This is a genomic window from Vibrio sp. NFR (genome assembly GCF_027587095.1).
GTDB classification, from domain to species: Bacteria; Pseudomonadota; Gammaproteobacteria; order Enterobacterales; family Vibrionaceae; genus Vibrio; species Vibrio harveyi.
In genome coordinates, this window is sequence record NZ_JAPPTN010000009.1 from 1 (window position 1) to 20,834 (window position 20,834).

The 20,834-nt window shown below is 45.9% G+C and carries 21 protein-coding genes and 1 tRNA gene; 6 read left to right on the top strand and 16 right to left on the bottom strand.

Going from position 1 to position 20,834, the window contains the following annotated elements; all coding sequences use genetic code 11:
* Window positions 1-438: 438 nt before the first annotated feature.
* The 14 genes from OH463_RS16855 to OH463_RS16920 form a co-directional block, all read right to left on the bottom strand.
* Window positions 439-1,593 (bottom strand): flagellin, encoded by a 1,155-nt coding sequence (locus OH463_RS16855; RefSeq protein ID WP_005449185.1) that lies wholly within the window; start codon window positions 1,591-1,593, stop codon window positions 439-441.
* A gap of 491 nt (window positions 1,594-2,084) precedes the next feature.
* The gene (gene flgL, locus OH463_RS16860; protein ID WP_005449187.1) at window positions 2,085-3,275 is read right to left on the bottom strand and encodes a flagellar hook-associated protein FlgL; all 1,191 of its coding nucleotides are present in this window, start codon (window positions 3,273-3,275) and stop codon (window positions 2,085-2,087) included.
* A 13-nt stretch (window positions 3,276-3,288) separates the two neighbouring features.
* Window positions 3,289-5,202, bottom strand: coding sequence for a flagellar hook-associated protein FlgK (gene flgK / locus OH463_RS16865; RefSeq protein ID WP_005449189.1), 1,914 nt, complete (start codon window positions 5,200-5,202; stop codon window positions 3,289-3,291).
* 167 nt (window positions 5,203-5,369) lie between these two features.
* Window positions 5,370-6,296 (bottom strand): flagellar assembly peptidoglycan hydrolase FlgJ, encoded by a 927-nt coding sequence (gene flgJ, locus OH463_RS16870; RefSeq protein WP_005449191.1) that lies wholly within the window; start codon window positions 6,294-6,296, stop codon window positions 5,370-5,372.
* Window positions 6,297-6,314: 18 nt separating this feature from the next.
* Window positions 6,315-7,406 (bottom strand): flagellar basal body P-ring protein FlgI, encoded by a 1,092-nt coding sequence (locus OH463_RS16875; protein WP_253650692.1) that lies wholly within the window; start codon window positions 7,404-7,406, stop codon window positions 6,315-6,317.
* A gap of 44 nt (window positions 7,407-7,450) precedes the next feature.
* The gene (gene flgH, locus OH463_RS16880) at window positions 7,451-8,230 is read right to left on the bottom strand and encodes a flagellar basal body L-ring protein FlgH (protein ID WP_005449195.1); all 780 of its coding nucleotides are present in this window, start codon (window positions 8,228-8,230) and stop codon (window positions 7,451-7,453) included.
* A gap of 29 nt (window positions 8,231-8,259) precedes the next feature.
* Window positions 8,260-9,048: a flagellar basal-body rod protein FlgG gene (gene flgG / locus OH463_RS16885; RefSeq protein ID WP_005449197.1), complete on the bottom strand. Its 789-nt coding sequence runs from the start codon at window positions 9,046-9,048 to the stop codon at window positions 8,260-8,262.
* Window positions 9,049-9,066: 18 nt separating this feature from the next.
* Window positions 9,067-9,816, bottom strand: a complete 750-nt coding sequence (locus tag OH463_RS16890; RefSeq protein WP_005449199.1) for a flagellar basal body rod protein FlgF — start codon at window positions 9,814-9,816, stop codon at window positions 9,067-9,069.
* 314 nt (window positions 9,817-10,130) lie between these two features.
* Window positions 10,131-11,444, bottom strand: a complete 1,314-nt coding sequence (flgE, locus tag OH463_RS16895; protein ID WP_005449201.1) for a flagellar hook protein FlgE — start codon at window positions 11,442-11,444, stop codon at window positions 10,131-10,133.
* A 31-nt stretch (window positions 11,445-11,475) separates the two neighbouring features.
* Window positions 11,476-12,183: a flagellar hook assembly protein FlgD gene (flgD, locus tag OH463_RS16900; protein ID WP_005449203.1), complete on the bottom strand. Its 708-nt coding sequence runs from the start codon at window positions 12,181-12,183 to the stop codon at window positions 11,476-11,478.
* Between the two features lie 17 nt (window positions 12,184-12,200).
* Complete coding sequence (flgC, locus tag OH463_RS16905; RefSeq protein ID WP_005393132.1) at window positions 12,201-12,614, bottom strand: flagellar basal body rod protein FlgC; 414 nt, start codon at window positions 12,612-12,614, stop codon at window positions 12,201-12,203.
* 5 nt (window positions 12,615-12,619) lie between these two features.
* Window positions 12,620-13,015 (bottom strand): flagellar basal body rod protein FlgB, encoded by a 396-nt coding sequence (gene flgB, locus OH463_RS16910; RefSeq protein ID WP_005449205.1) that lies wholly within the window; start codon window positions 13,013-13,015, stop codon window positions 12,620-12,622.
* Window positions 13,016-13,360: 345 nt separating this feature from the next.
* Window positions 13,361-14,188: a protein-glutamate O-methyltransferase gene (locus OH463_RS16915; RefSeq protein ID WP_009696835.1), complete on the bottom strand. Its 828-nt coding sequence runs from the start codon at window positions 14,186-14,188 to the stop codon at window positions 13,361-13,363.
* A gap of 11 nt (window positions 14,189-14,199) precedes the next feature.
* On the bottom strand, window positions 14,200-15,126 hold the full coding sequence (locus tag OH463_RS16920) for a chemotaxis protein CheV (RefSeq protein WP_005449208.1): 927 nt from the start codon (window positions 15,124-15,126) through the stop codon (window positions 14,200-14,202).
* 76 nt (window positions 15,127-15,202) lie between these two features.
* Between OH463_RS16920 and flgA the strand changes: the two genes are divergently transcribed.
* The 3 genes from flgA (at window position 15,203) to OH463_RS16935 (ending at window position 16,831) form a co-directional block, all read left to right on the top strand.
* Window positions 15,203-15,949 carry a flagellar basal body P-ring formation chaperone FlgA gene (gene flgA / locus OH463_RS16925; RefSeq protein ID WP_017818938.1) on the top strand — a complete coding sequence of 249 codons (747 nt, stop codon included), beginning with the start codon at window positions 15,203-15,205 and terminating at the stop codon, window positions 15,947-15,949.
* A 115-nt stretch (window positions 15,950-16,064) separates the two neighbouring features.
* Complete coding sequence (gene flgM, locus OH463_RS16930) at window positions 16,065-16,379, top strand: flagellar biosynthesis anti-sigma factor FlgM (protein WP_005425628.1); 315 nt, start codon at window positions 16,065-16,067, stop codon at window positions 16,377-16,379.
* A 26-nt stretch (window positions 16,380-16,405) separates the two neighbouring features.
* On the top strand, window positions 16,406-16,831 hold the full coding sequence (locus tag OH463_RS16935; RefSeq protein WP_005449212.1) for a flagella synthesis protein FlgN: 426 nt from the start codon (window positions 16,406-16,408) through the stop codon (window positions 16,829-16,831).
* Window positions 16,832-16,984: 153 nt separating this feature from the next.
* Here the strand turns inward: OH463_RS16935 and flgP are convergent, their stop codons facing one another.
* Both flgP and OH463_RS16945 read right to left on the bottom strand, forming a co-directional pair.
* Window positions 16,985-17,416 (bottom strand): flagellar assembly lipoprotein FlgP, encoded by a 432-nt coding sequence (gene flgP / locus OH463_RS16940; RefSeq protein WP_005449214.1) that lies wholly within the window; start codon window positions 17,414-17,416, stop codon window positions 16,985-16,987.
* A gap of 9 nt (window positions 17,417-17,425) precedes the next feature.
* A complete protein-coding gene (locus OH463_RS16945; protein ID WP_005449216.1) occupies window positions 17,426-18,064 on the bottom strand; it encodes a FlgO family outer membrane protein in 639 nt (212 codons plus the stop codon).
* A gap of 171 nt (window positions 18,065-18,235) precedes the next feature.
* On the opposite strand from OH463_RS16945, the gene OH463_RS16950 reads away from it, so the two are divergent.
* From OH463_RS16950 to OH463_RS16960, 3 genes are all read left to right on the top strand, one after another.
* Window positions 18,236-19,369, top strand: coding sequence for a flagellar assembly protein FlgT (locus tag OH463_RS16950; RefSeq protein WP_047514822.1), 1,134 nt, complete (start codon window positions 18,236-18,238; stop codon window positions 19,367-19,369).
* Between the two features lie 68 nt (window positions 19,370-19,437).
* A tRNA-Arg gene (locus OH463_RS16955) sits at window positions 19,438-19,514 on the top strand.
* Window positions 19,515-19,938: 424 nt separating this feature from the next.
* Window positions 19,939-20,445, top strand: coding sequence for a hypothetical protein (locus OH463_RS16960; protein ID WP_005449220.1), 507 nt, complete (start codon window positions 19,939-19,941; stop codon window positions 20,443-20,445).
* The last annotated feature ends 389 nt before the right edge of the window (window positions 20,446-20,834 follow it).

Here is a 20,834-nt window from a genome sequence, read left to right on the forward strand (position 1 = left end):
CTATTAACGACTCGGATTTCAGAAGCTTTAGAAAAAAATAAAAAAAAGTGAATTAGCGAGATTTGGCTAGAAAAATTGGAGAAAAGTAGAAAAAAGCGCTCAAGTTTCTTAGATTCACGCCGAGCGGAATGTTTTGTACATAAAACAACCAAAAGCGAATAAAAGCAGTCAGTTAGAGCGGTATCAGTAAGGAGGTTTGCTGGAAGATAGAAAAGAAAAAGCCCCTTTTCCTTTGAGAGAACCGGGGCTAGGTTGGTAGCCAGAGCCTATGTGGAGATCAAGAGAAATGAACACATATCCGACACACCGGGTGCAACCTTACATTGAAAATGATTGGCAGGTGAGAGATGAGAGAGCCGCACATTCTATTATAAAGTTGCTTGCCAAAAGCCTGCATTCCCATCCACGTCTGAATGTATTGAGTACAGGCTAGGTAAACTACTGCAATAGTGACATCGCAGAGTTTGGCAATTGTTTCGCTTGAGCAAGAATCGAAGTACCTGCTTGTTGCAAAATTTGCGCTTTGGTCATTTGCGTTGTTTCTTTCGCAAAGTCCGTATCTTTAATTCGGCTGTTAGACGCATCGACGTTTTCTTGGATGTTTGCCAAGTTGTTGATGCTGTGGCTTAGACGGTTTTGCTTCGCACCTAGGTCCGCACGTTGTGAATCAACATACTTAAGTGCTGAATCCAATACTGAAATCGCGTTTTGAGAACCTTGCACGGTTGTCATATCGATGTCTTGTACTGATGTACGTACTGGCTCGTCACTTAAACCCAAATCAGAAGCTAGACCACCAGAGATTGAAATCTCACCTTGAACGTTCGGGTGCGCTACAAATACTTGCAGCTTGCCGTCTTCACTCACCGATGCGTTAATCATATCAGATTGACCGTTGATGTACGTTGCCAACTCTTCAATATCATCGCCTGCTTTCGCATTGATGCTGATTTCTAGATCATCTGGGTTGCCATCTTCATCTTCACCCATACCTGGTAGTGTGATTTTTAGATCTGCTTTAGCAGGATCAACACCCCAGTCTTTGTCTTTGCCATTCTCAGAGAAGAAAGTCACACCGCCCATACGTTGGTCATCCGCACGGATGCTTGTTAGGGCCATGATCATTGCTTCACCAGAGCTTGAACCAATTTGGAATGCTGCTTCACCAAACGAACCGTTCAATAGACGACGACCACCAAATGATGTCGTTTCTGCGATACGGTTTAGTTCATCCGTCAACGCTGATGATTCTTCGTTGATCGCCTGACGCTCAGCCGGAGAGTTAGTACCGTTTGAAGATTGGATCGCCAAGTCACGCATACGTTGCATTACTGACGTCGCTTCGTTCATCGCACCTTCTGCCGTTTGGGCAATCGAGATACCGTCGTTTGCGTTACGCATTGCCACATCTAGACCACGAGACTGAGCCGTTAGACGGTTAGAGATCTGTAGACCTGCTGCGTCGTCTTTTGCACTGTTAATCTTGTGACCAGATGAAAGACGTTCCATCGAAGTATTAAGTTCGTTGGTCGCCTTGTTTAAATAACGCTGCGCGGTCATCGCGGAGACGTTAGTACTAACTGTTACAGCCATTTTGCTCTCCTTTTGAGTTCGCAAGCTTTTGCGAAGCGGCCAGCTTTACTCTCATTTGGATAAGCACTGACCGTAAAAATTACTTGCTAAATCTGCCTATATGGCAGGGTTTAGAATCTCGTAAGTCTGTTCTGACAACATTAATACAATTTGTGTGCCAACTTGAATTTAATAACTCACTCTTTTAAAAACGAGCAAATAAACAACAAGTTAGTTCAGCAATGAAAGGGCGTATTCGCCTTATCCTTCTGCTGAGTTACGTTATCAGCCAGTTGTTGATCTATTGCCGCTTGATTTGCCGCGAACCTCATTGCCGCTTTCGGTAAAATCGTGCCGCTTGGCTCGCATTACTCGGCATTTTCCGTTGATTTCTCGCGCTTAAGGCTTTGCACATAAGGCATTAAAATTACGGATTAAAGGCGTTACTCTTCCATTCAGATGCTATGGGCATCTCGCTAGGTTTCAGCAGCGCTAGATCGAATTAAGTGTCGCTAAATATAGTTAAATAGCGTTAGGTCTTTGGTTTTACCAAAAGCCTGTTGCGAGGCTTGCAGTGCACGTGAGTTCTCGCTGAACTCGATGACCGCCTTGGAATAATCCAAATCCTCAAAATTGCTCTTCGCTTTCGCCAGAGACAAATTAAAATCTTCGTGGTTTTGCTCTTGAATATCGAGCGTGCTCAACTTAGCACCCAAATCGGTTCTTACTTTGTTCATGTGAACAAATGCCGCTTGGAATTCTTCTGTCATTTGATGCAGCTTCGCGGTCGCCGAAGCGTCTGATACTGAGCTCTCCGACCATTGCATGGTTTCTCTAAACGCATCAAAAATACTAAAGGTTTGGCGTGGCTCTAACGTAATGCTGTCGCCAGCCGATACTTGACCTTTAAGCTGAATATTCACGCCTTCGTATTTGATGCCATCAACAGGTGAATAATCATCAACCTGCACGATGCTGCCATCTTTTTCTAACTGATAACCAAACTTGCCGTTACTCATATCCACAAAGGTCACTTTGTAGTTTGAGTTATCTTCTGACGCACTCGTTGCTTGACCAAGCAACAACTCAGAGCCTTCTTGTAAATCGTATTGTGGTTCGAAATCACCAAATGGATTCGGGATCTCTGAAAACAAGTGGTTACCCGGGTAGTTGATGCCTAGCTCAATATTGCTCGCAATCTTCATCTTGCGTTGGTAATCATCGCCGGTGTACACAACGCTGCCATCGTTATCTCTAAAAAACGGCTGAGTTTTCGGCTTAGTACCGGCAAAAACGTAGTTACCTGATTCATCTTGAGTGTTCACTAGCGCCAAGAAGTTATTGGCAATCTCTTCAAGCTCGCGCTTTTTCGCGGCACGGTCTTCTGGAGAGTAAGCACCGTTGATCATTTCCATCGAAATACGCTTCGATTCATCGGTGAACTCCTCAGCATTGGCAATCACGACCTCTTGGTTTTCTAGTCGGTTACGAACCAGAACGATTGCATCAAGGTACTGCTTTAGCTGTTCTTCTTGTTGACCAATACTCTGTATGTAGTGCGTCGCCAACGGGTTATCGCTCGGCTTGGTCAACTGCTTACCAGAAGCAAGTTGCTCCTGATTGTGGTGAACTTTGTTTTCCTGACGGCGCAAATCGTTTTGCACCGACTGGTAGTTATGGAAGCTGGAAATTCGAGTTAACATCTACGGCCTCCTGTTATCGCAATTGCAAGATGGTGTTGAAGGTGTCATTTGCCGCCTGCATCACACGAGAAGAGGCCATATACGCCTGTTGGAACTTCATCATGTTTGCCGCTTCTTCATCGAGGTTTACCCCCGAGATCGACGCCACTCGCTCTTGCGCTGCTTCACTTTCTAATTGAGCGACATCGGCTAAACGACTTGCAGTAGATGTCTTCAAGCCCACATCTGTGTTCAAGTTGTAGTAAAGACTAACCAGAGTCGACTCATTGCCGTTCATCTTCTTGTCGGTTTGAATATTCAGCATCTTACGTAAGTTGCCGTTATCACCTTCAGAAGGCACAAGGTTAGCCGTAAACTTATCGTTAGGTAGTGCACCACTCGTGAGCTCAAATACCGTCGCGCCACCGTTTTTATAACCCGGATGGTTACTTGGTAGGCTTACCGACACAGGTCCAGTTGGTGGGTATGGCTGCGGAGCCATAAGCACATTGCCTTTGGTGTCCGTAACAGCAAATTGATCGCCGGTAGGAGAAACCACTACCTCAAACTCTCGTAGGTCACCTGCGTCAACGATTTCAAACTTCGCGTTGCCTTGAGCGAATGTGGTTGACGCTTCATAGCTCTGCGCTGCAATGGCTTTTGGGTCGTTGGTTTCAACTTTTATTTGTGCCGCACTGCTGCGCGTTGGGCGAAGTAAAATGTGCTCACCGACTTTAGGTTCATTGCGCACTTCCACTCGCATACCATCAAGATAGAACGCATTCCCTGAATCGGTGTTCAGCTTAACGGTTTCACCATTCGGCTTCGTCACACTGTAGCTGTCGCCATCGTAACGAAGCGAATACTCACCGCCTTTCAGCGCACTAATGTCGTTGATGTATACCGCCATATCAGCAGTAGATTGAGGTCCGGCTACCACACGAGATTTCGCTAACGGCTCTGAGTTCACATCGGTAAACAAAGGGTCACCGACATTGCCGTAGTGGTCCAAACCTTGTGATTGCAAGTGGTTCACTTCACTTGAAAAAGCAACCGATAGGCGACCAAGTTCATCCATCACTTGAGGGATGTGCTCGTCGCGCATTTTCAATAGTGCCCCAATTTTGCCGTCAATATCGTCCGATTTGATCGCTTTAATGCCGCCACCTTCAACCATAGCAAGACGACGTTCATGGACGTCAGGAAAGCCATCAATCATCTTCAGCTGGCTAGCTTCAGTGCCTGAAACAAGCGTATGTCCGTTACCAATATGCACATTGAAACCTTCAGCGTTTTTTCGCGGGGTCACGGTAACTTTGGTGTATTCAGACAGCTCTTTAATCAGCTTTTCATGTTGGTCCATCAAATCGTTATGAGGACCAGGGGTTCGCATCATCAATCGATGAACATCGCGGATCTCAACGGCAAGTTGGTTCACGCGTTCAATGCCCATATCCAGTGACTTATTCGTCACATCGGATTGCTGACGTACGGTTTCGTGGAATTCGTTTAAGGTATCGCTAAGCAGTTTGGCTTTTTCCAACACGACTTTACGCGCCCCCATGTCATTGGGAGTGTCCGCCATGGTTTTCACAGCATCAAACCATTCGTTCATGTTCTCTGGGATCTTTTTCGATGCCACAGAAGACAACATGCCAGACAGCAAATCGAGGTTCTTTTCGTTATCTAGCTTATTGGCGTAGTTGGTGGTGGACAAATTAAGCTCTTTAACGGCAAATTCATCCCATGAGCGGCGAACATTTTCCACATGCACGCCCATGCCGTAGGTAGATCCGCCAAATTGGCGTGGGTCATTGGTGCCTTGGATAACAGACTGACGGCTGTAACCCTCTGTATTAGCATTAGAAATGTTATGACCAGTCGTATTCAACTGTCGCTGAGCAGTAAGCACACTTTGTGTACCCACATTCAACAGATCTGACGCCATACATGCCCCCAAAAACGAAATAAAATCGGTATTGACCGATCACCTAGTTAGCATTTAGCAAAAGATGTGCCAGTTTAGAAAAGAAAGAGAAACCTAGGAAAAAAGAAAGGCTTGCACCATAGCAAGCCTTATCAAGAAGTGTCTTAAGCATTCAAAATCGTTATGAATTACATGCTCTCGATTTTCTGCTTCACCTGCAGTACTTTGTCTGCGTAATTTGGATCGGTTGCGTAACCTGCACTATGGATACCACGAATAAATGATTCCGAATCACCTTTCTGTTGAAGAGCGGTTTCGTAGCGCGGATTTTCATTCAAGAAACGCACATAATCATTAAAGCTGTCTTGGTAGTTAGAGTAAGAGCGGAATGCTGCAGTCTCTTTCACTGGCGTATTGTCATGGAATTCCAAGGTTTGAGTCGTTACCTTATCACCCTGCCAGCTTCTGTCCGCTTTGATGTTGAATAAGTTGTTGCTGCTACCACGCGCATTCTTCACCACCTTTTGCCCCCAGCCTGTTTCTAGCGCGGCTTGAGCAAGCAGTAATGACGGCTCGACACCCAGTGCTTTTGCTGCGCGATCAGCGTAAGGCTTCATCGAGTTAACGAAGGATTCTGGTGTATCAAAACGTGACGGCTCTGAACCAGGACGAGACAGCTGACCCGATTCAATCAAGCGCTGCTCAATCTCGCGCGCTTTTTTAGGGTCTACACGACGATATTCCACAGCATTGTTTGCCGCATCGCGCATTGCTGTTTCACTCTTGTCATCGCCCTGGCCTACCGTCAACTGCTTAACAATCATGTCAGCTAGCCCCATTGAACCTGAAGCACTCAGTTCACTTGCCATTTGTTCATCAAGCATTTGGCGGTAGAACTTTTCGTTCTGACTATTCATGAAGTTCGATTCGAAGCCTTCATTCGCCTCACGCATTGATTTCAGCATCATCGACGTAAAGATAGATTCAAACTGACGAGCAGCCGCACGCAGTGCTTCATGCTCGCCGTCTTTGCCTTCTTTTACGGCTTTCTGACGCAGCGTATCAAGGGAGCTGATGTCGTGAATAAAGCCGATATCGTTAGGATTGTTCACCATGGTTTGCCTCCTAATCGATTAGATGATGATCAACTGGCCTTCAATGGCACCAGCTTGTTTTAATGCTTGCAGAATCGCCATTAAATCAGAAGGTGCTGCACCAACTTCATTAACCGCACGAACGAGATCATCCAGTGTCAAACCCGGTTCAAACTTGAACATCTTGCCTTTTTCTTCACTCACTTCGATATCAGAATCCGGCACGACAACCGTTTGACCACCAGAGAAGCTGTTCGGCTGACTAACGTTAAGGTTTTCTTTGATTGCGACTGTCATACCACCATGCGTTACGGCCGCTGGTTTAAGACGGACATGCTTACCGACCACGATAGTGCCAGTGCGAGAGTTAACAATGATCTTTGCTGCGCCATCTGCCGGGTCAAACTCTAGGTTCTCAATTGCCGATAGGAATGCAACGCGTTGGCTGATGTCTCGTGGAGCACGAACACGCACAGACGTGGCATCGACAGCACTTGCCATCTGAGGACCAAGGAAGTTGTTTACCGCATCAGCCATACGCTGCGCAGTTGTGAAATCAGAATCCAGTAGGTTAAATGTGATGTAGTCGCCACGCCCAAATGGGTTTGGGATTTCACGCTCTACTGTCGCACCGCTAGAGATAAGACCGACCGTCGGGTTGTTACCAACGATTTTTGAGCCGTCGGCACCTTCTGCACTGAAACCACTGACAACAAGATTACCTTGAGCAACCGCATAAACTTGTCCATCTAGACCTTTTAGGAAAGTTTGTAACAAGGTACCGCCACGTAAACTTTTCGCGCTACCGATTGAAGAAACCGTCACGTCAACTTGCTGACCCGGTTTCGAAAACGCAGGTAGCTCAGCCGTTACCATTACTGCGGCAACGTTTTTGATCTTTGGCTTTGTGCCCGGCGGCATCTGAATGCCGAAGTTTTGCAGCATTGCCGCGAAGCTTTGTTCTGTAAACGGATTGGATTCACCCGTTCCTGGTAAGCCCGAAACCAAGCCATAACCCACGAGTTGGTTACTACGCACACCAGCCACCTGCGCGACGTCTTTGATACGTGCAGCATGGGCTGTGGTTGCGAACAGTGCAACGCTCATCAGTGCTAATAGGATTCTTTTCATGCTTACTTAATCTCTTGCAGTCAAATTGCCGTCAATGCGGCGTTTTATAGGGCTACATTAAAGAATCGTGCCAAGAAACCAGGCTCTTGCATATCTTGTGGTAGACCCGTGCCAGAGTATTGAATTCTTGCGTTAGATACGCGATTTGACGCAATAGTATTGTCGAAGTTGATGTCATCAGGACGAATTGTGCCGCTCAGGCGAATGTACTCGTCACCCGTGTTTAGCGTCATCCACTTTTCGCCACGGATCACTAGGTTGCCGTTTGCCAGCACCTCAATCACTTCCACCGTAATGTAACCGCTGATGCTGTTACTCTGTTTCGCCGAAGAATCGCCAGCAAACGTGTTGGTGTTGTTCAAATCGTAAGAGAAGTTGTACTTACCACCCACTTGCAGCTCTTGACCACCCACCGACAGCGGTTCCATCTTCGCGTCGTTGGTTTTCGATAGATCCGCATTTGCGCTCTTAGTCGCACGAGTCGTCTCATCGAGCGTCACGGTAATGATGTCACCAATGCCACGAGGTTTAGAGTCATCGTACAGGTCAGTAATGTGTTCTGCGCTAAACAAAGAGCCCGTTGCTGCCGCGTAATGCTCTGGCTTTTGCTTAGGATGAATCGGGGCCCATGCCGGATCGCCTGCTACTGGATCGCTTCTGCCACGCAGAGTATCAATGATGCCGCTGCTCTCGTCTTTCGACTTATCGCCTTCAACCGCATCAACCACTGTTGTTGCTTGGCTGACTTCATCTGTTTCGATAGGCTCTAGCATCGTACAGCCAGACATCGTAGCGATAAGTGCAAGTAGACAAATACGTTTCATCATTGGCTCCTAAATCCCGATTCTAGCGATTAAAGCTGCTGGTTAACGAAGCTCATCATCTTGTCGACAGATGAGATCACTTTTGAGTTCATTTCATACACACGCTGCGCTTCGATCATGTTGACCAACTCTTCAGTCACGTTCACGTTTGATGCTTCAAGCATGGATTGACGAATTTCGCCCAAACCATCAAGACCAGGGACACCTTCTTGTGGGTCACCGCTTGCGCCTGTTGGTAGGTAAAGGTTTTGACCGATTGGCTCTAGACCACCAGGGTTTACGAAATCGGTAATGGTTAACTGACCAACCACAACGTTGTTTTGCTCACCACGGATACGTACAGAGACTTCACCGTCAGTACCGACAGTAATCGAGATAGCATCTTCAGGAATCACGATCTCTGGCTCAACTGGGTAACCGGAGCCAGAGGTCACTAGCGTACCTTCGCCGTTTAGCGTGAACTGACCGTTACGAGTGTAACCAATGTTGCCGTCTGGCAGTGTCACTTGGAAAAAGCCATCACCCTCTACCATCATATCGAGAGCGTTAGTTGTAGTTTGCGCGTTACCGTGCGTGTGCACTTTTTGTGTCGCAACCACTTTAGAGCCGGCACCCAGCATCAAACCACTTGGCAGTTCAGTGTTTTGAGACGATTGACCGCCAGGCTGGTTAATGTTTTGGTAGAAAAGATCTTCGAATACCGCGCGGCTTTTTTTGTAGCCCACGGTAGAGGCGTTCGCCAAGTTGTTCGAAATCGTTGCGATGTTGGTCTGCTGGGCATCTAGACCCGTTTTACTTACCCATAGTGCTGGATGCATTGTGAACCTCTAACTCTGTTAACTCATACGAAGCAATGAATCTGAAGATTTATCCATCTCTTCAGCGGTGCTCATCATCTTGACTTGCATTTCAAACTGACGCTGAAGGTCAATCAGAGCAGTCATTTCACCCACGGCATTTACGTTACTACCTTCAATTGCACCAGTTTGGATGCTGATAGTGCCGTCTGCTTCGTAAGGCTGGTTTGGAGTTTTATGGCGGAATAAGCCATTGGTATCTTTAAATAAGCTTTGATCGTCTGTGCGTACAAGCTTAATACGATCAACCACTTCTAATTCTTCGGCCGGCGCACCTTGAGGCAGTACAGAGATGGTGCCATCACGACCGATTTCGATTTTGGAGACTGGAATGGGCAACGTAATTGGCGCGTCGTTTTCGCCCAGTACCACATGACCACTAGCGTTTGTCAGCAAGCCATTTTGATCAACTTTTAGGTTACCGTTACGCGTCAAACCTTCTTTACCAGTTTGGTCCATAACCGCAATCCAACCGCTGCCTTCCACTGTAATATCAAGATCGCGACCTGTAGTGATCACACTACCTTGCGCAAAGTTGTGCCCTGGACGTTCCGTCATGCTGAATACACGTGAAGGTAAACCTTCACCATAAGCTTGCATAGAACGAGCTTGTGCCAAGTCAGCACGGAAACCCGTTGTACTCACGTTTGCCAAGTTGTTGGCACGCAATTGCAGGGCCTGCATATTTTGCTTGGCGCCGCTCATTGCGAGAAACAGTGCGCGATCCATAAATTACTCCAAAAATTCTCTGTACGAAGGAGTAAAAGCAATAGTTATGCCAACATTAAAATAATGTTATTAATCAAAAGCTTGAATATGAAATGTAGTCTTTAAGATGGCAATTCAATGAGAATCAACCAAAAGAGAGGCAATGTTTTGATCCGCTTAGCGGCAATAGCGGCAAGCTGGAGATCAAAGCATGCCCAACCTGAATTGAGGTAATTTCAGGTTGAGCATCAGATGAATGTCATGATGTTATCAAACGAAGCGGCAAGCGCAGCGTTTGATTAAACAGATTACCTAGTGAGCTATCAACTAGCGCTCTAGCGAATCTGCAGGATATTTTGTTGTAGCTGGTTATGTACTTCTAGCGCACGAGAGTTCGCTTGGAAGTTACGCTGAGCAGAGATCAGATCCACCAGCTCCTGAGTCATATCAATGTTTGATTGCTCTAGCATACCGTTGTTAATAGTACCGAAAGAGCCCTTGTTAGATTCACCCCAGATCTTGTCACCAGAGAACTGTGTTGAATCCCATTGAGTACCGCCTTTTTTATCCAAACCTTGCTCGTTAGGAACACGAACCAGCGCTACACGACCCAATGTTACGTTTTCGCCGTTTGAGTAAGTACCCAACACGCTACCGTTCTCATCAAAGTCGACTTTGGTTAGGAAGCCTGTTGTCGCACCATCTTCATCGAACTTAGTTAGCTCAAATGGAGCGGCAAACTGTGTTGCTGAACCTAAACCAAAGTTAAGTGTTTGCGCAATGTCCGCACCGTTCAGATCAAGTGGTGTCGTGTTTGTCGCAGGATCGCCCAACGCTACCGATGTGATTGGCTGACCATTGTTTAGGCTCGCCAATGTACCGTCGTTGTTGAACTTCATTGTGTGACCAACATGACCCGTTGGCGTTGCCGCATCACCGTTTGCGATGTTCAATGGCTTCTCACCACCTTTATCTGTCACGGTGTAGTAGGTTTGCCACGTGTTCGGTTGAGTTTGGTCTTTCAAGTAGTACGTAGTTAACTTGTAAGACTGACCCATTGAGTCATAAATCGTCGAAGACGTAGAGCGGTTATATGTATCCGGGTCAGAAAAATCAAACTGAGTTGGATCTTTCAAATCACCGTTAGCAGGTAAGTTCACACCCACTTCAATGTTCGCTGTTTGTTTTGGCTTACCAAATTCTGCAGGAATATTGATTGGTTGTGGCTCGTAAGATGAAACCTCACCAGACTCTGGGTTTACTTGGTAACCAAGTAGGAACTCATCGTTCGCTGTTACCATGTAGTTGTCTTTGTTCAAATGGAATGCACCGTTACGTGTCATTTCATTTTGTTGTGGGATAAGACGATCTTTCGCTACCGCGAAGAAGCCCGTGCCCGATACACGCAAATCCATTGGGTTATTGGTGTAAATGCTTGAACCTTCGTGGAACTGTTGCGCCACTTGGTTCGCTTGTGCACCGCCACCCGGAGTGGTTTTTGCGTTAGTGAACAAAGAGTTTGAGTACACATCGCTGAATTCCGCACGAGACTCTTTAAAGCCGTACGTGTTGGCGTTCGCAATGTTGTTACTGGTGGTGTTCAAATCCAGTTGAGCGGAGGACAAACCGCTTAAAGATACATATGACATTCCAAAATCTCCTAACCTGACGTGCTATTGATTACGCTTTGCCAACTTCCAAAACTTCTGCAAGTCGAACTGGCGATTCAAAGCCTGCCAGATTGAGTAATACGTTACCGTCACCCTTGCCTAGCAACACACTGTTCACGTTCGCGTAAGTAGATACTGGGAACTCTTGAGACTCCCCTTCTACCAAGCCAGACGCTTTCACATTGTATTTGCCAGCAGGCATCGGATTACCGTTTTCATCATTACCGTCCCAAAGTACACGAGTATCACCGGCTGGTTTCGCACCTACCTCAAAAGTACGCACCAGTTGGCCCGCTTCGTTTTCTACTCGGACAAATAAGTTGTCGATCGGTTGTGCTAGCTTAACCATTGCCGCCATTGCCGCATTGTCTTGCTTCACACCCGCCGCACCTGGGACCAATACGTCACGACCAACCAAAGAGGAAGCTTGTAACGCTTGGTTTGATGTCATTGACGAGTTTAAGCTCTCGAACTGAGAGTTCATCTTGCCAATACCATCTACGGTCGCAAATGACGCCATTTGCGCAATCATCTGGTCATTACTTACCGGCTTAAAAGGGTCCTGTTGAGACAATTGCTTAGTGAGCAAAGATAGGAAGTCTTCCTGTTTCAGATCCTGCTTACCAGTACTCTCTTCAGTCTTCTTGTTCTCTTGTAGGCTTTTAAGCTGGTCGATATAGGACAAGCCGCTTTGACCAACGTTGTTAATTCCGGCCATACGCTACCCCCTTATCCTTATTGACCCATCTGCAGCGTACGCAGCAGCATTTGTTTACTAGAATCAGCCACTTGCACATTAGTTTGGTATGCGCGAGAAGCTGAAATCATGTTTGCCATTTCTTCCATTACATTCACGTTAGGCTTGTAGATGTAGCCTTCCTCGTTTGCAAGGGGATGGTCAGGGTTGTACTCCGCACTAAGCGGTTTATCGCTTTCTACAATACCCATCACTTTCACTGGCACCGTATCACCGCCACGCATGGCGTTACTTAACTCAGCACCAAACACAGCATGACGAGCCTTATAAGTGTCTTTCGCAGAACTGCTGACACTGTCGGCATTCGCCAAGTTGCTTGAGGTAGTATTCAGACGAACAGACTCAGCGCTCATTGCGGAACCTGTCACATTGAAAACGTTAAATAAGCTCATCTAAATTATTCCCCTTTGATTGCTTTGGTTAAGTTCTTGAATTTGCTGCCTAGAAAGTCGAGTGATGCTTGGTGTCTAATTTGGTTTTGCATAAACAAGTTACGCTCTAAATCCAAATCAACCGTGTTGCCATCGCCCGTATCTGGTTGCGTAGGTAGACGATATAACTTGTCCCCGACCAACGTTGTAGTGGCAGGAATGTGCCGACCATCTGTGCGGCTAAGACCAATGCTTGCCCCAGATGTTGCCGCCTGCAATTCCTTGGCAAAGTCTAAACCTCTTGCTTTATAACCAGGCGTGTTTGCTTGCGCGATGTTGGTGGAAATCACCTCCGCGTTGCGCTCACGTACGCCCACCGTGTACTGGTGGATGCCTAGTGCGTTGTCAAAAGATATAGCCATGTTTGCCTCTACATTAAGAACTGACCGTAATTAATAACTAAAAAGCAATTAGCGTGCCAAAAATAGAACATGCCATTTTGCCGCTTCAGTTATCGACGTAATGGTTTGCAATAAGCAAGCCAATGTTATTGATGGAGTGTCATACGAATCGAGTAATCAGCTCGACTCTTTAAAAAATATACACCCTATGGTCGGGAGCAGGCAAAAATGGCGTGAGCTTTTAGAACAAGGGCGCGAAAAAGCGATGTAAGAATAAGAGACGTGAAAAAGACAAGGAAAAAGAAAATCGAATAAAAAAGAAAAGCCTGACACAAGGTCAGGCTTTGGAATGGGTTAAAGAGTCCGCTATTTTAACTTGTAAATAATGCCAGGGTTGCAGCGCACCATTTCAAATCGGTCAGTCAAACCTGTTAGCGATTCTGACGCACCAAGCAATAAGTAACCACCGGGGTTAAGGCTGTTTGCCATTTGGTTTAGTACTTTAGACTTCATCTCTGGCGAGAAGTAAATCAGTACATTGCGACAGAAGATGATGTCGAATTTGCCCATAAGTGCATAACTGTCCATCAAGTTCTGAGGACGGAAGTTCACTAGGCGTTTTACGTTGTCTTTCACTTTCATGCGGCCGTCTCCCGCATCTTCAAAGAAGGTGCGGCGACGCTCAGGAGAAAGACCACGTCCCAATGCTAGGTTGTCGTACAAACCCGCACGACACATATCCAACATGCTCGATGAGATGTCCGTAGCCGTAATCGATACGTTCGGAAGCAGTCCTGGTTTACGCTGTTGTGTTTCCAGAACAGTCATCGCCATTGAGTAAGGTTCTTGACCTGACGAGCTGGCTGCAGACCAAATTTTGATTGGTCGTTTGTTTGCCGCCATCTCCGGCAATAGTTTATCAGCTAATACCGTGAACGGATAAGTATCTCGGAACCACAATGTTTCGTTAGTCGTCATTGCATCAACAGCAGCAATACGCAGCTCACGATTGCGACCTGTCACGACATCACGCAGCAGATCCGACAAAGAAGCAAGCTTGAACTTAGTCACAAGCGGGCTCAGTCGACTGCGCACTAGGTACTGTTTGCTGTCACCTAATACGATGCCACATTGTGATTCTAGAAAACGGCTAAAGTCACGATACTCTTGATCACTGATTGTAATAGCAGTCATTAATGTCTCTTTTATTGTGTTAAAGCAGATTTAACCGCGTTACCCAATTCGTCTGGGTTAAATTTCGCAATGAAGGTGTTCGCACCTACACGCTCAACCATAGCTTGGTTGAAGACGCCACTCAATGAGGAGTGAAGGATAACATAAAGGTTCTTCAAATCTGCATTTCTGCGAATTTCAGCTGTTAAGGTATAGCCGTCCATCTCTGGCATCTCGATATCCGAAATCACCAAGGAGATCTGATCGTAGATACTACCCTCTTGTGCCATTTCGATCAGCTTATTGTACGCTTCTTTACCATCTTTCACAGAGACAACTTCAAATCCGATAGAAGTAATTGCTCTTTCAACCTGTTTACGCGCAACCGTAGAGTCATCCGCAATCAAAATACGACGTACGATTGGCTTTTCTTGTTCTGCGACTGCAATTTCTTCACCGATGGTTGAATCCATGGTTTCATCTACTGGTGCAATCTCAGCCAAGATCTTCTCAACGTCCAGAATTTCAACTAGCTCGTTGTCGATGTTAGTGACTGCCGTTAGGTAGTGTGCTTTACCTGCGCCATCTGGCGGCGGCAAAATCGCTTCCCAGTGCATGTTAATGATACGCTCAACAGAAGATACCAAGAACGCCTGGATTGTTCGGTTGAACTCAGCGATCACAACAAAACACTTGTCGATATCAGTCGTCGGACGACCACCAATAGCCAAGCTTAAATCGATCACTGACACGGTATGGCCACGGATATGAGCGACACCTTTAACCAGCGGGTGTAGATTTGGCATCGAAGTCAGCTTAGGGCACTGAAGTACTTCTTTTACTTTGAATACGTTAATGCCGTAGCGCTGTCGACCCATCAATCGGAAAGTAAGTAGCTCCAATCGGTTTTGGCCGACGAGTTGCGTACGCTGATTCACCGAGTCAAGAATCCCCGTCATATGCTCATCTCCATCTCAAACTTTTTGTTTTTAAATGATACTCTACCACTGGCAGGCATAATACCAGAGAAACAGTATGGCGTATCATAATATGAATTCGACACCATTTACTATGACAATATGTAGAGCGTTATTTACAAAGTACGCTAAGTTTATCGGCATTTTGCTCAGTATGTTTAGCTTTTTTGTTCATTCAGCAACGGAAAGTCAAATTGAGCAAATCAGAACCGCCGCTGAACAGCACATTCTTAGCACGGTAGAGCAGCCAGCGGGAGGGAAATTAACAGTCAATGCGGCAAATATTGATCCACGTATCAAAGCCACGGATTGCCCAGAGCCACTGGAAACGTCTGCATCATCAACCAGTAGCACACGTAGCAACATCAACGTCTTAGTCGAGTGTCTGGCTGACAACTGGAAAGTTTATGTCCCAGTTAGGATCTCAGCGTCAGTGCCAATGATCGTTTCTACCCGCCAATTGGGTCGCGGCGAGATCATTAGCGCTTCAGATGTCACCACATCAATGATCGAGCTTCAGCGTTTTCGCAAAGATGGCTTTACTAACTTTGAGCAAGTAGTTGGCGCAAAGTTAAAACGCAATGTTCGCTTGGGTGACGTGGTCGAACGTAACGATGTGTGCGTAGTTTGCCGAAATGAAAAAGTGACGATTCGAGCCGTAAAAGGCGGCATGACCATCACCACACAGGGTACGGCATTGCAAGATGGATCATCTGGTGATCAAGTAAGAGTGAAAAATGATAAGTCCCAACGTATAATAGAAGGAATTGTGACAGGTATTGCGGAAATCACCATCACCTTCTAAGGTAGGCTGGTGTACGGCAAATCGATCAATAAAAATGCAAAAAATCTCTAAAGTTATTTTGCGCTTGGTCGATAGTCTGGATACCAGTATTACGATACGAGTTTAAGGTTGAGATATGGCAGGTATAGATAATATACGTTCAGGTCAGATGATGACGACGACAAGTCGCGCTCCTGCACGTACTGATTCTAGTGCGACCAGCACAACAGAATCAAAGAAAGCGCCAGCACAACAAGACGCGGTATCATTAAGCCAACAAGGCAAAGCAGTCAGCAAACTCCAAAAGGATATGGCAGCTTCTCCGGCTTATGACAGCGCGAAAGTGGCGGCAATTAAAGAAGCAATTGCAAACGGTTCATACAAAGTTGACCCAGAAAAACTGGCTGACAATATGATTAAGTTTGAAAATGAATTGCAAGGCAAAAGCTAACTGACTTAGGCCCAAGGTAAGTATTCATGGCAGCATTAGTCGATCTTGTAAACTTCCAACTAGAAAATGCAAAAGCACTTTCTGGTGTGTTACGTCAAGAAACACAGGCGATCAGCGCTCGTGTATCTACTGAGATCGAAAAACTCGCCAAGGAAAAGATGACACTCATTGGTCAACTAAGAACCACCGACCAGCGAATCGCCTCTCACCCGCACGTCAATCAACTTACCGAAGATGAAAACCTGAGTCAGGTTGTCGCTCAAATCCAATCTATCGTTCTCGATTGTCAGCAAGTAAACCAAATGAATGGTGAATCGCTCAATCGTGCCCAATCGAGTTTCAATAAACTCAACAACATGCTTCAACGCACGCACGGAAAGGTCGGCATGACTTACAACTCCGGCGGTAAAACTCACACCATCTCCACACTAGGCACCAACATCAAAGCCTAGCTCTTTTCTTCTGTCCCTCAGTCTATTTAAACTGCCGTCTAATACAGCAAGCTTATTAGCTTCACTCATTCCCAAAAAGTATCACGCATAAAAAAGCGACCAATTGTTGCCAATCAGCCGCTCAAAAAGATCATCTGTTTAGTGAAGATTGAATTAGAACAAGGTCTGCTGACGCTTCTCAGGCACCTGCTGCACTTCACCGTAGTCGCGCAATTTATCCATCTTACGGATATCCAAACGCAACTCTGTCACATAGCTGTCTTCAACTAAGTAACTACGTACCACTTCTGCACCACGAATCACACCGTCTACAGCACCGCTTGTGCTTTCAATGCCTAAACGTTGGTCTTCCAACTGCGCACGACCACTTACACGCATACCATATACTTGCTCGGCAAGTTCGCGGTACGCATCGATCTTAGATGCACGCATTGCACGAACGCGCTTCTCTTCCATTGTGCGACCGGTTTGTTCACTAACGCTTGCATAACCCACCGCCACTAAAATTTCGTCTTGACGCATCTGCTGCAGAGGCTGACAACCCACCAGCACTAAGGTCGCGATAATAAATAATAACTTCTTCATGTCTGTTTCCTACGGGCGGAGAATCACTGTGTATGGCTGACGGATGGTTGGGTCAGAACGAATCAACACACCATCTTGAGTACGGATGCTATTAAGCGTATCCAGATCACGACCGATACGGTCCGCAGGTAAGAAGCCTTGCGCCGTAGCAACAACAATGCGGCTCTGCATACCGACAATGCGTGCGTTGACGAGGACACCGCCTTCTTGACGTAGCATTGTGCCCGTCAATACGTACTGGATCTCTTGCTCTTGTGCCAGATCTTGCCAATCTCGGCTCAGAGCGAAATCACCCTGTTGGGTTACTTGGATTGAACCTGTCGTTTTAAAGTCGACAACTTTAAAACCGCGACGTTGGAACTGGTGGATAAACCCTTCCGATACTGAGTTACCCAACCAATTGGTTGAATCCATGTTTTGCAGGTCGACAAAAGAAGTAATCGCAACGGGCGTACGTGACGACACTGCAACGTTTGAAACCATCAACTCTTCAGTCATGCTTTCAATAAAGAAATCCATCGTATGGCGTGGACTGTCCATTAACATGAACTGACTGCCAGAGTACGGTTCTTTACCATTATAAATTGGTGAGTATGCGCACGATGTTAAAAGCGTCATCATCGATGCGGCAACAAGCCATCTTTTCATGGTTTGATTCTCCAGATAATCTTAGGTGTTACTGCTCTTTACTGACTTCATTTCTATAAAGTGCAATCTTGGAACAGTCTTTGCTTTTCTTCTGTTTGTCGAACGAAAGAAAGCTCACCAAACTTCACTGAAATTGGTAAAGCAATATTTATACCCGAACGGTTACAAACAATGAAAAAATTATTTTTTAGCCTTATATCAATCACTTTTATATTGATCCTACCATTTCGTGCGGTGGCATCTTGGTATGAAGTGACAGGCGTTGCCACGATCGTTTCTTCAGATGAAGCGGCAAGGCTACATGCGTTAGAGGACGCACTCTTTAAAGCCGTCAACTTTTCGGGTGCGGATATCGGTAGCATCAGTAACTTGATGCCACTGCTAGAAGAAAGCCGTAAAGAGTACCAATTCACGAACCATGAAGTACGTTACATCTTGGTAGAATCTGAACGTAAACGTGGCGGCAAGATGGAAATGAGGATCCGAGTGGACATCTATCCGTCGGCAACGGGTTGCCACGTGAATCAATACAAGAAGACGGTATTAGTCGGCAATATTGATGTTGCCTCTCCGCAGCAAGCGGTGATGGGACAGATCTACAACGTGGGCAATGATTTTAGTCACGTCGTCAACCGCCAGTTAGATCAAACATCGCGCAGCTTTGTTTCTGTCGGCACCACAGACTATTCGATCTCAGCGAAGTCACCAGAACGCACCCAGATGATTGCTCAAGATAATGGCGCTCAGTACATCATCGGTGGTGTGATTACAGACTTAACGGCAACCATTGATGCCAAACTACTCCAAGATGATGTGATCAACCGTCAGTTTGCACTAGAGATGAAAGTCTTTGATGGCAAAACAGGTCACGAGGTCTACCACAAAAACTATCGTGAAGTGGCACACTGGCCTTTTGCAAAAACCAGTCAAGTAGATACTCGTAGCGCACGTTTCTGGGCATCGACTTACGGTGAGATGATGCTGCGTGTGAGCCGCAATATCATGCTAGACCTAGAATCAGAGCTGTCTTGTAAGATCACACTTCCTGAAGTCGTTGCAGTATTTGGCAATACCGTAACCATGGATCTTGGTCGTATGCACGGCGTAAAAGAAGGCGACCAGCTACAACTTTGGCACACGGCGTCGTTCATCGATCAAAATGGCTTGCCGCGTAACAAGGTGTCTCAGAGTGAAATTACCCTAACGGTTTCTCGTGTTTACGAACACGAAGCGGAGCTCACGATTGACCAGCCAAACCTTGCGTCTAGCGTGCAAATTGGCGACGTAATGAACAAGATGTTGTAGATGCACGTATAAAGCATTGCCATATGCCTACTTTTGAATATCATAGGCAACGCATCTTATTTGATTACGCCCCCATGGCACAGCTGGATAGCGCAGTCCCCTCCTAAGGGACAGGTCGTAGGTTCGAATCCTACTGGGGGCGCCACATAGATCAACGCCTTAGCTATAACTTTAGCTAAGGCGTTTTTGTTTGTATCCACAAAATGTCCATGCATTGAGGTTGATGCCCCGAATTCTCCCAATAAGCAAACCTTACTCAAGGTAAAACTGAGCCATCCATTCTTTTAAGTCTTCATAACTCATTTCATATTCTTTTTTGAAGGCGATCTTTGCTTGTCAAAACGTTAATAAACGATTGTATGATGACGCCTTGCCTTTATCGACTACTCTTAGCAGACAAACTTTTTGCCGGCTTTGAGGGAGTGCCTAACTCAAGAATTCTGTCTTGATTTAGATGTATCAGAAAAGATTCAATACTCATGCTATTTACAGTTTTGTATTTTATTACTTTAATTATCTATGAGTTTTGCTTACCCTTTTAGCTATTAACAAAACTATTAGTTAGCACTATGTCTAAGAGCAATTTAATTACAAACACTGGACACCGCTTCATCTCGAAGGGCAAAACGGCCTTCAAGATTCATATCCACACACCGGATGACACGGTTTTACACCGCTCCGTAGGTTTCGTTCGCATTGGAGAAAAGAAAGGGCTTAAAAAGGCTATCAAGCTGCGTAACGAGCTTGGACGGGAGATGTGGGGTAAATTTTGGCGTCGTCTGTTGAAAGACCCTTATTTAATGACCAGACTGCCGCATAGCGTCGAACCAAAGATTGTCCATAAGCCTAACCCTACCCTAGAGGATCCTGATAATAGAGACACCTGCTACATTGCGAAATGGCGTGAGTTTAACGATGCTGGCGAGTACAAATATAAAACGGTCGTGCGCTCTATTAACAAGTACGGCAAACTGGCCGCCTATATGCAAACAAAGAAAGCGTTGCTGGATGCACACAAAGATAACCTGGAAATCCTGACGTTTATGGGGCGTCTCAACAGCATTGACCTCAAGTGACCTTTATTCCTTCCTTTCATTGAGTGTTCTTCGCTGATAAACAGATATACCTAAGTAACCTCGAGATGCTGGGTTCAGCGAGAATGACTTGGTTTGTAGACGCGGCGACGATTTAAAGGTCTAGTGGACCTAAATCAAGAACCGACAACAAAGTATACAAGCCAAGGTTCTTACTATTTGCAAAGAGTACCCTTTGGGAGTGTGTCATTGACTCGCTTTTTTATTAAACCAATGGCTGCGTCAAACAACTTGGAAAGAGCAGGTACGCTACGTTGTTTTCCTTGCTTGCTTTCGGTAAATAGGGAATCAATGACAACGCTCTGAACCCGGAATCTTAAAGTCACTTGGATATATAGAAAAAGCCCCAAAAGAGCGAACTCTTTGGGGCT

Coding starts and splice junctions, on each gene's coding strand:
- OH463_RS16855 (WP_005449185.1), bottom strand. CDS start 1,593: ATGGCTGTAACAGTTAGTACTAACGTCTCCGCGATGACCGCGCAGCGT.
- flgL (WP_005449187.1), bottom strand. CDS start 3,275: ATGTTAACTCGAATTTCCAGCTTCCATAACTACCAGTCGGTGCAAAAC.
- flgK (WP_005449189.1), bottom strand. CDS start 5,202: ATGGCGTCAGATCTGTTGAATGTGGGTACACAAAGTGTGCTTACTGCT.
- flgJ (WP_005449191.1), bottom strand. CDS start 6,296: ATGGTGAACAATCCTAACGATATCGGCTTTATTCACGACATCAGCTCC.
- OH463_RS16875 (WP_253650692.1), bottom strand. CDS start 7,406: ATGAAAAGAATCCTATTAGCACTGATGAGCGTTGCACTGTTCGCAACC.
- flgH (WP_005449195.1), bottom strand. CDS start 8,230: ATGAAACGTATTTGTCTACTTGCACTTATCGCTACGATGTCTGGCTGT.
- flgG (WP_005449197.1), bottom strand. CDS start 9,048: ATGCATCCAGCACTATGGGTAAGTAAAACGGGTCTAGATGCCCAGCAG.
- OH463_RS16890 (WP_005449199.1), bottom strand. CDS start 9,816: ATGGATCGCGCACTGTTTCTCGCAATGAGCGGCGCCAAGCAAAATATG.
- flgE (WP_005449201.1), bottom strand. CDS start 11,444: ATGTCATATGTATCTTTAAGCGGTTTGTCCTCCGCTCAACTGGATTTG.
- flgD (WP_005449203.1), bottom strand. CDS start 12,183: ATGGCCGGAATTAACAACGTTGGTCAAAGCGGCTTGTCCTATATCGAC.
- flgC (WP_005393132.1), bottom strand. CDS start 12,614: ATGAGCTTATTTAACGTTTTCAATGTGACAGGTTCCGCAATGAGCGCT.
- flgB (WP_005449205.1), bottom strand. CDS start 13,015: ATGGCTATATCTTTTGACAACGCACTAGGCATCCACCAGTACACGGTG.
- OH463_RS16915 (WP_009696835.1), bottom strand. CDS start 14,188: ATGACTGCTATTACAATCAGTGATCAAGAGTATCGTGACTTTAGCCGT.
- OH463_RS16920 (WP_005449208.1), bottom strand. CDS start 15,126: ATGACGGGGATTCTTGACTCGGTGAATCAGCGTACGCAACTCGTCGGC.
- flgA (WP_017818938.1), top strand. CDS start 15,203: ATGGCGTATCATAATATGAATTCGACACCATTTACTATGACAATATGT.
- flgM (WP_005425628.1), top strand. CDS start 16,065: ATGGCAGGTATAGATAATATACGTTCAGGTCAGATGATGACGACGACA.
- OH463_RS16935 (WP_005449212.1), top strand. CDS start 16,406: ATGGCAGCATTAGTCGATCTTGTAAACTTCCAACTAGAAAATGCAAAA.
- flgP (WP_005449214.1), bottom strand. CDS start 17,416: ATGAAGAAGTTATTATTTATTATCGCGACCTTAGTGCTGGTGGGTTGT.
- OH463_RS16945 (WP_005449216.1), bottom strand. CDS start 18,064: ATGAAAAGATGGCTTGTTGCCGCATCGATGATGACGCTTTTAACATCG.
- OH463_RS16950 (WP_047514822.1), top strand. CDS start 18,236: ATGAAAAAATTATTTTTTAGCCTTATATCAATCACTTTTATATTGATC.
- OH463_RS16960 (WP_005449220.1), top strand. CDS start 19,939: ATGTCTAAGAGCAATTTAATTACAAACACTGGACACCGCTTCATCTCG.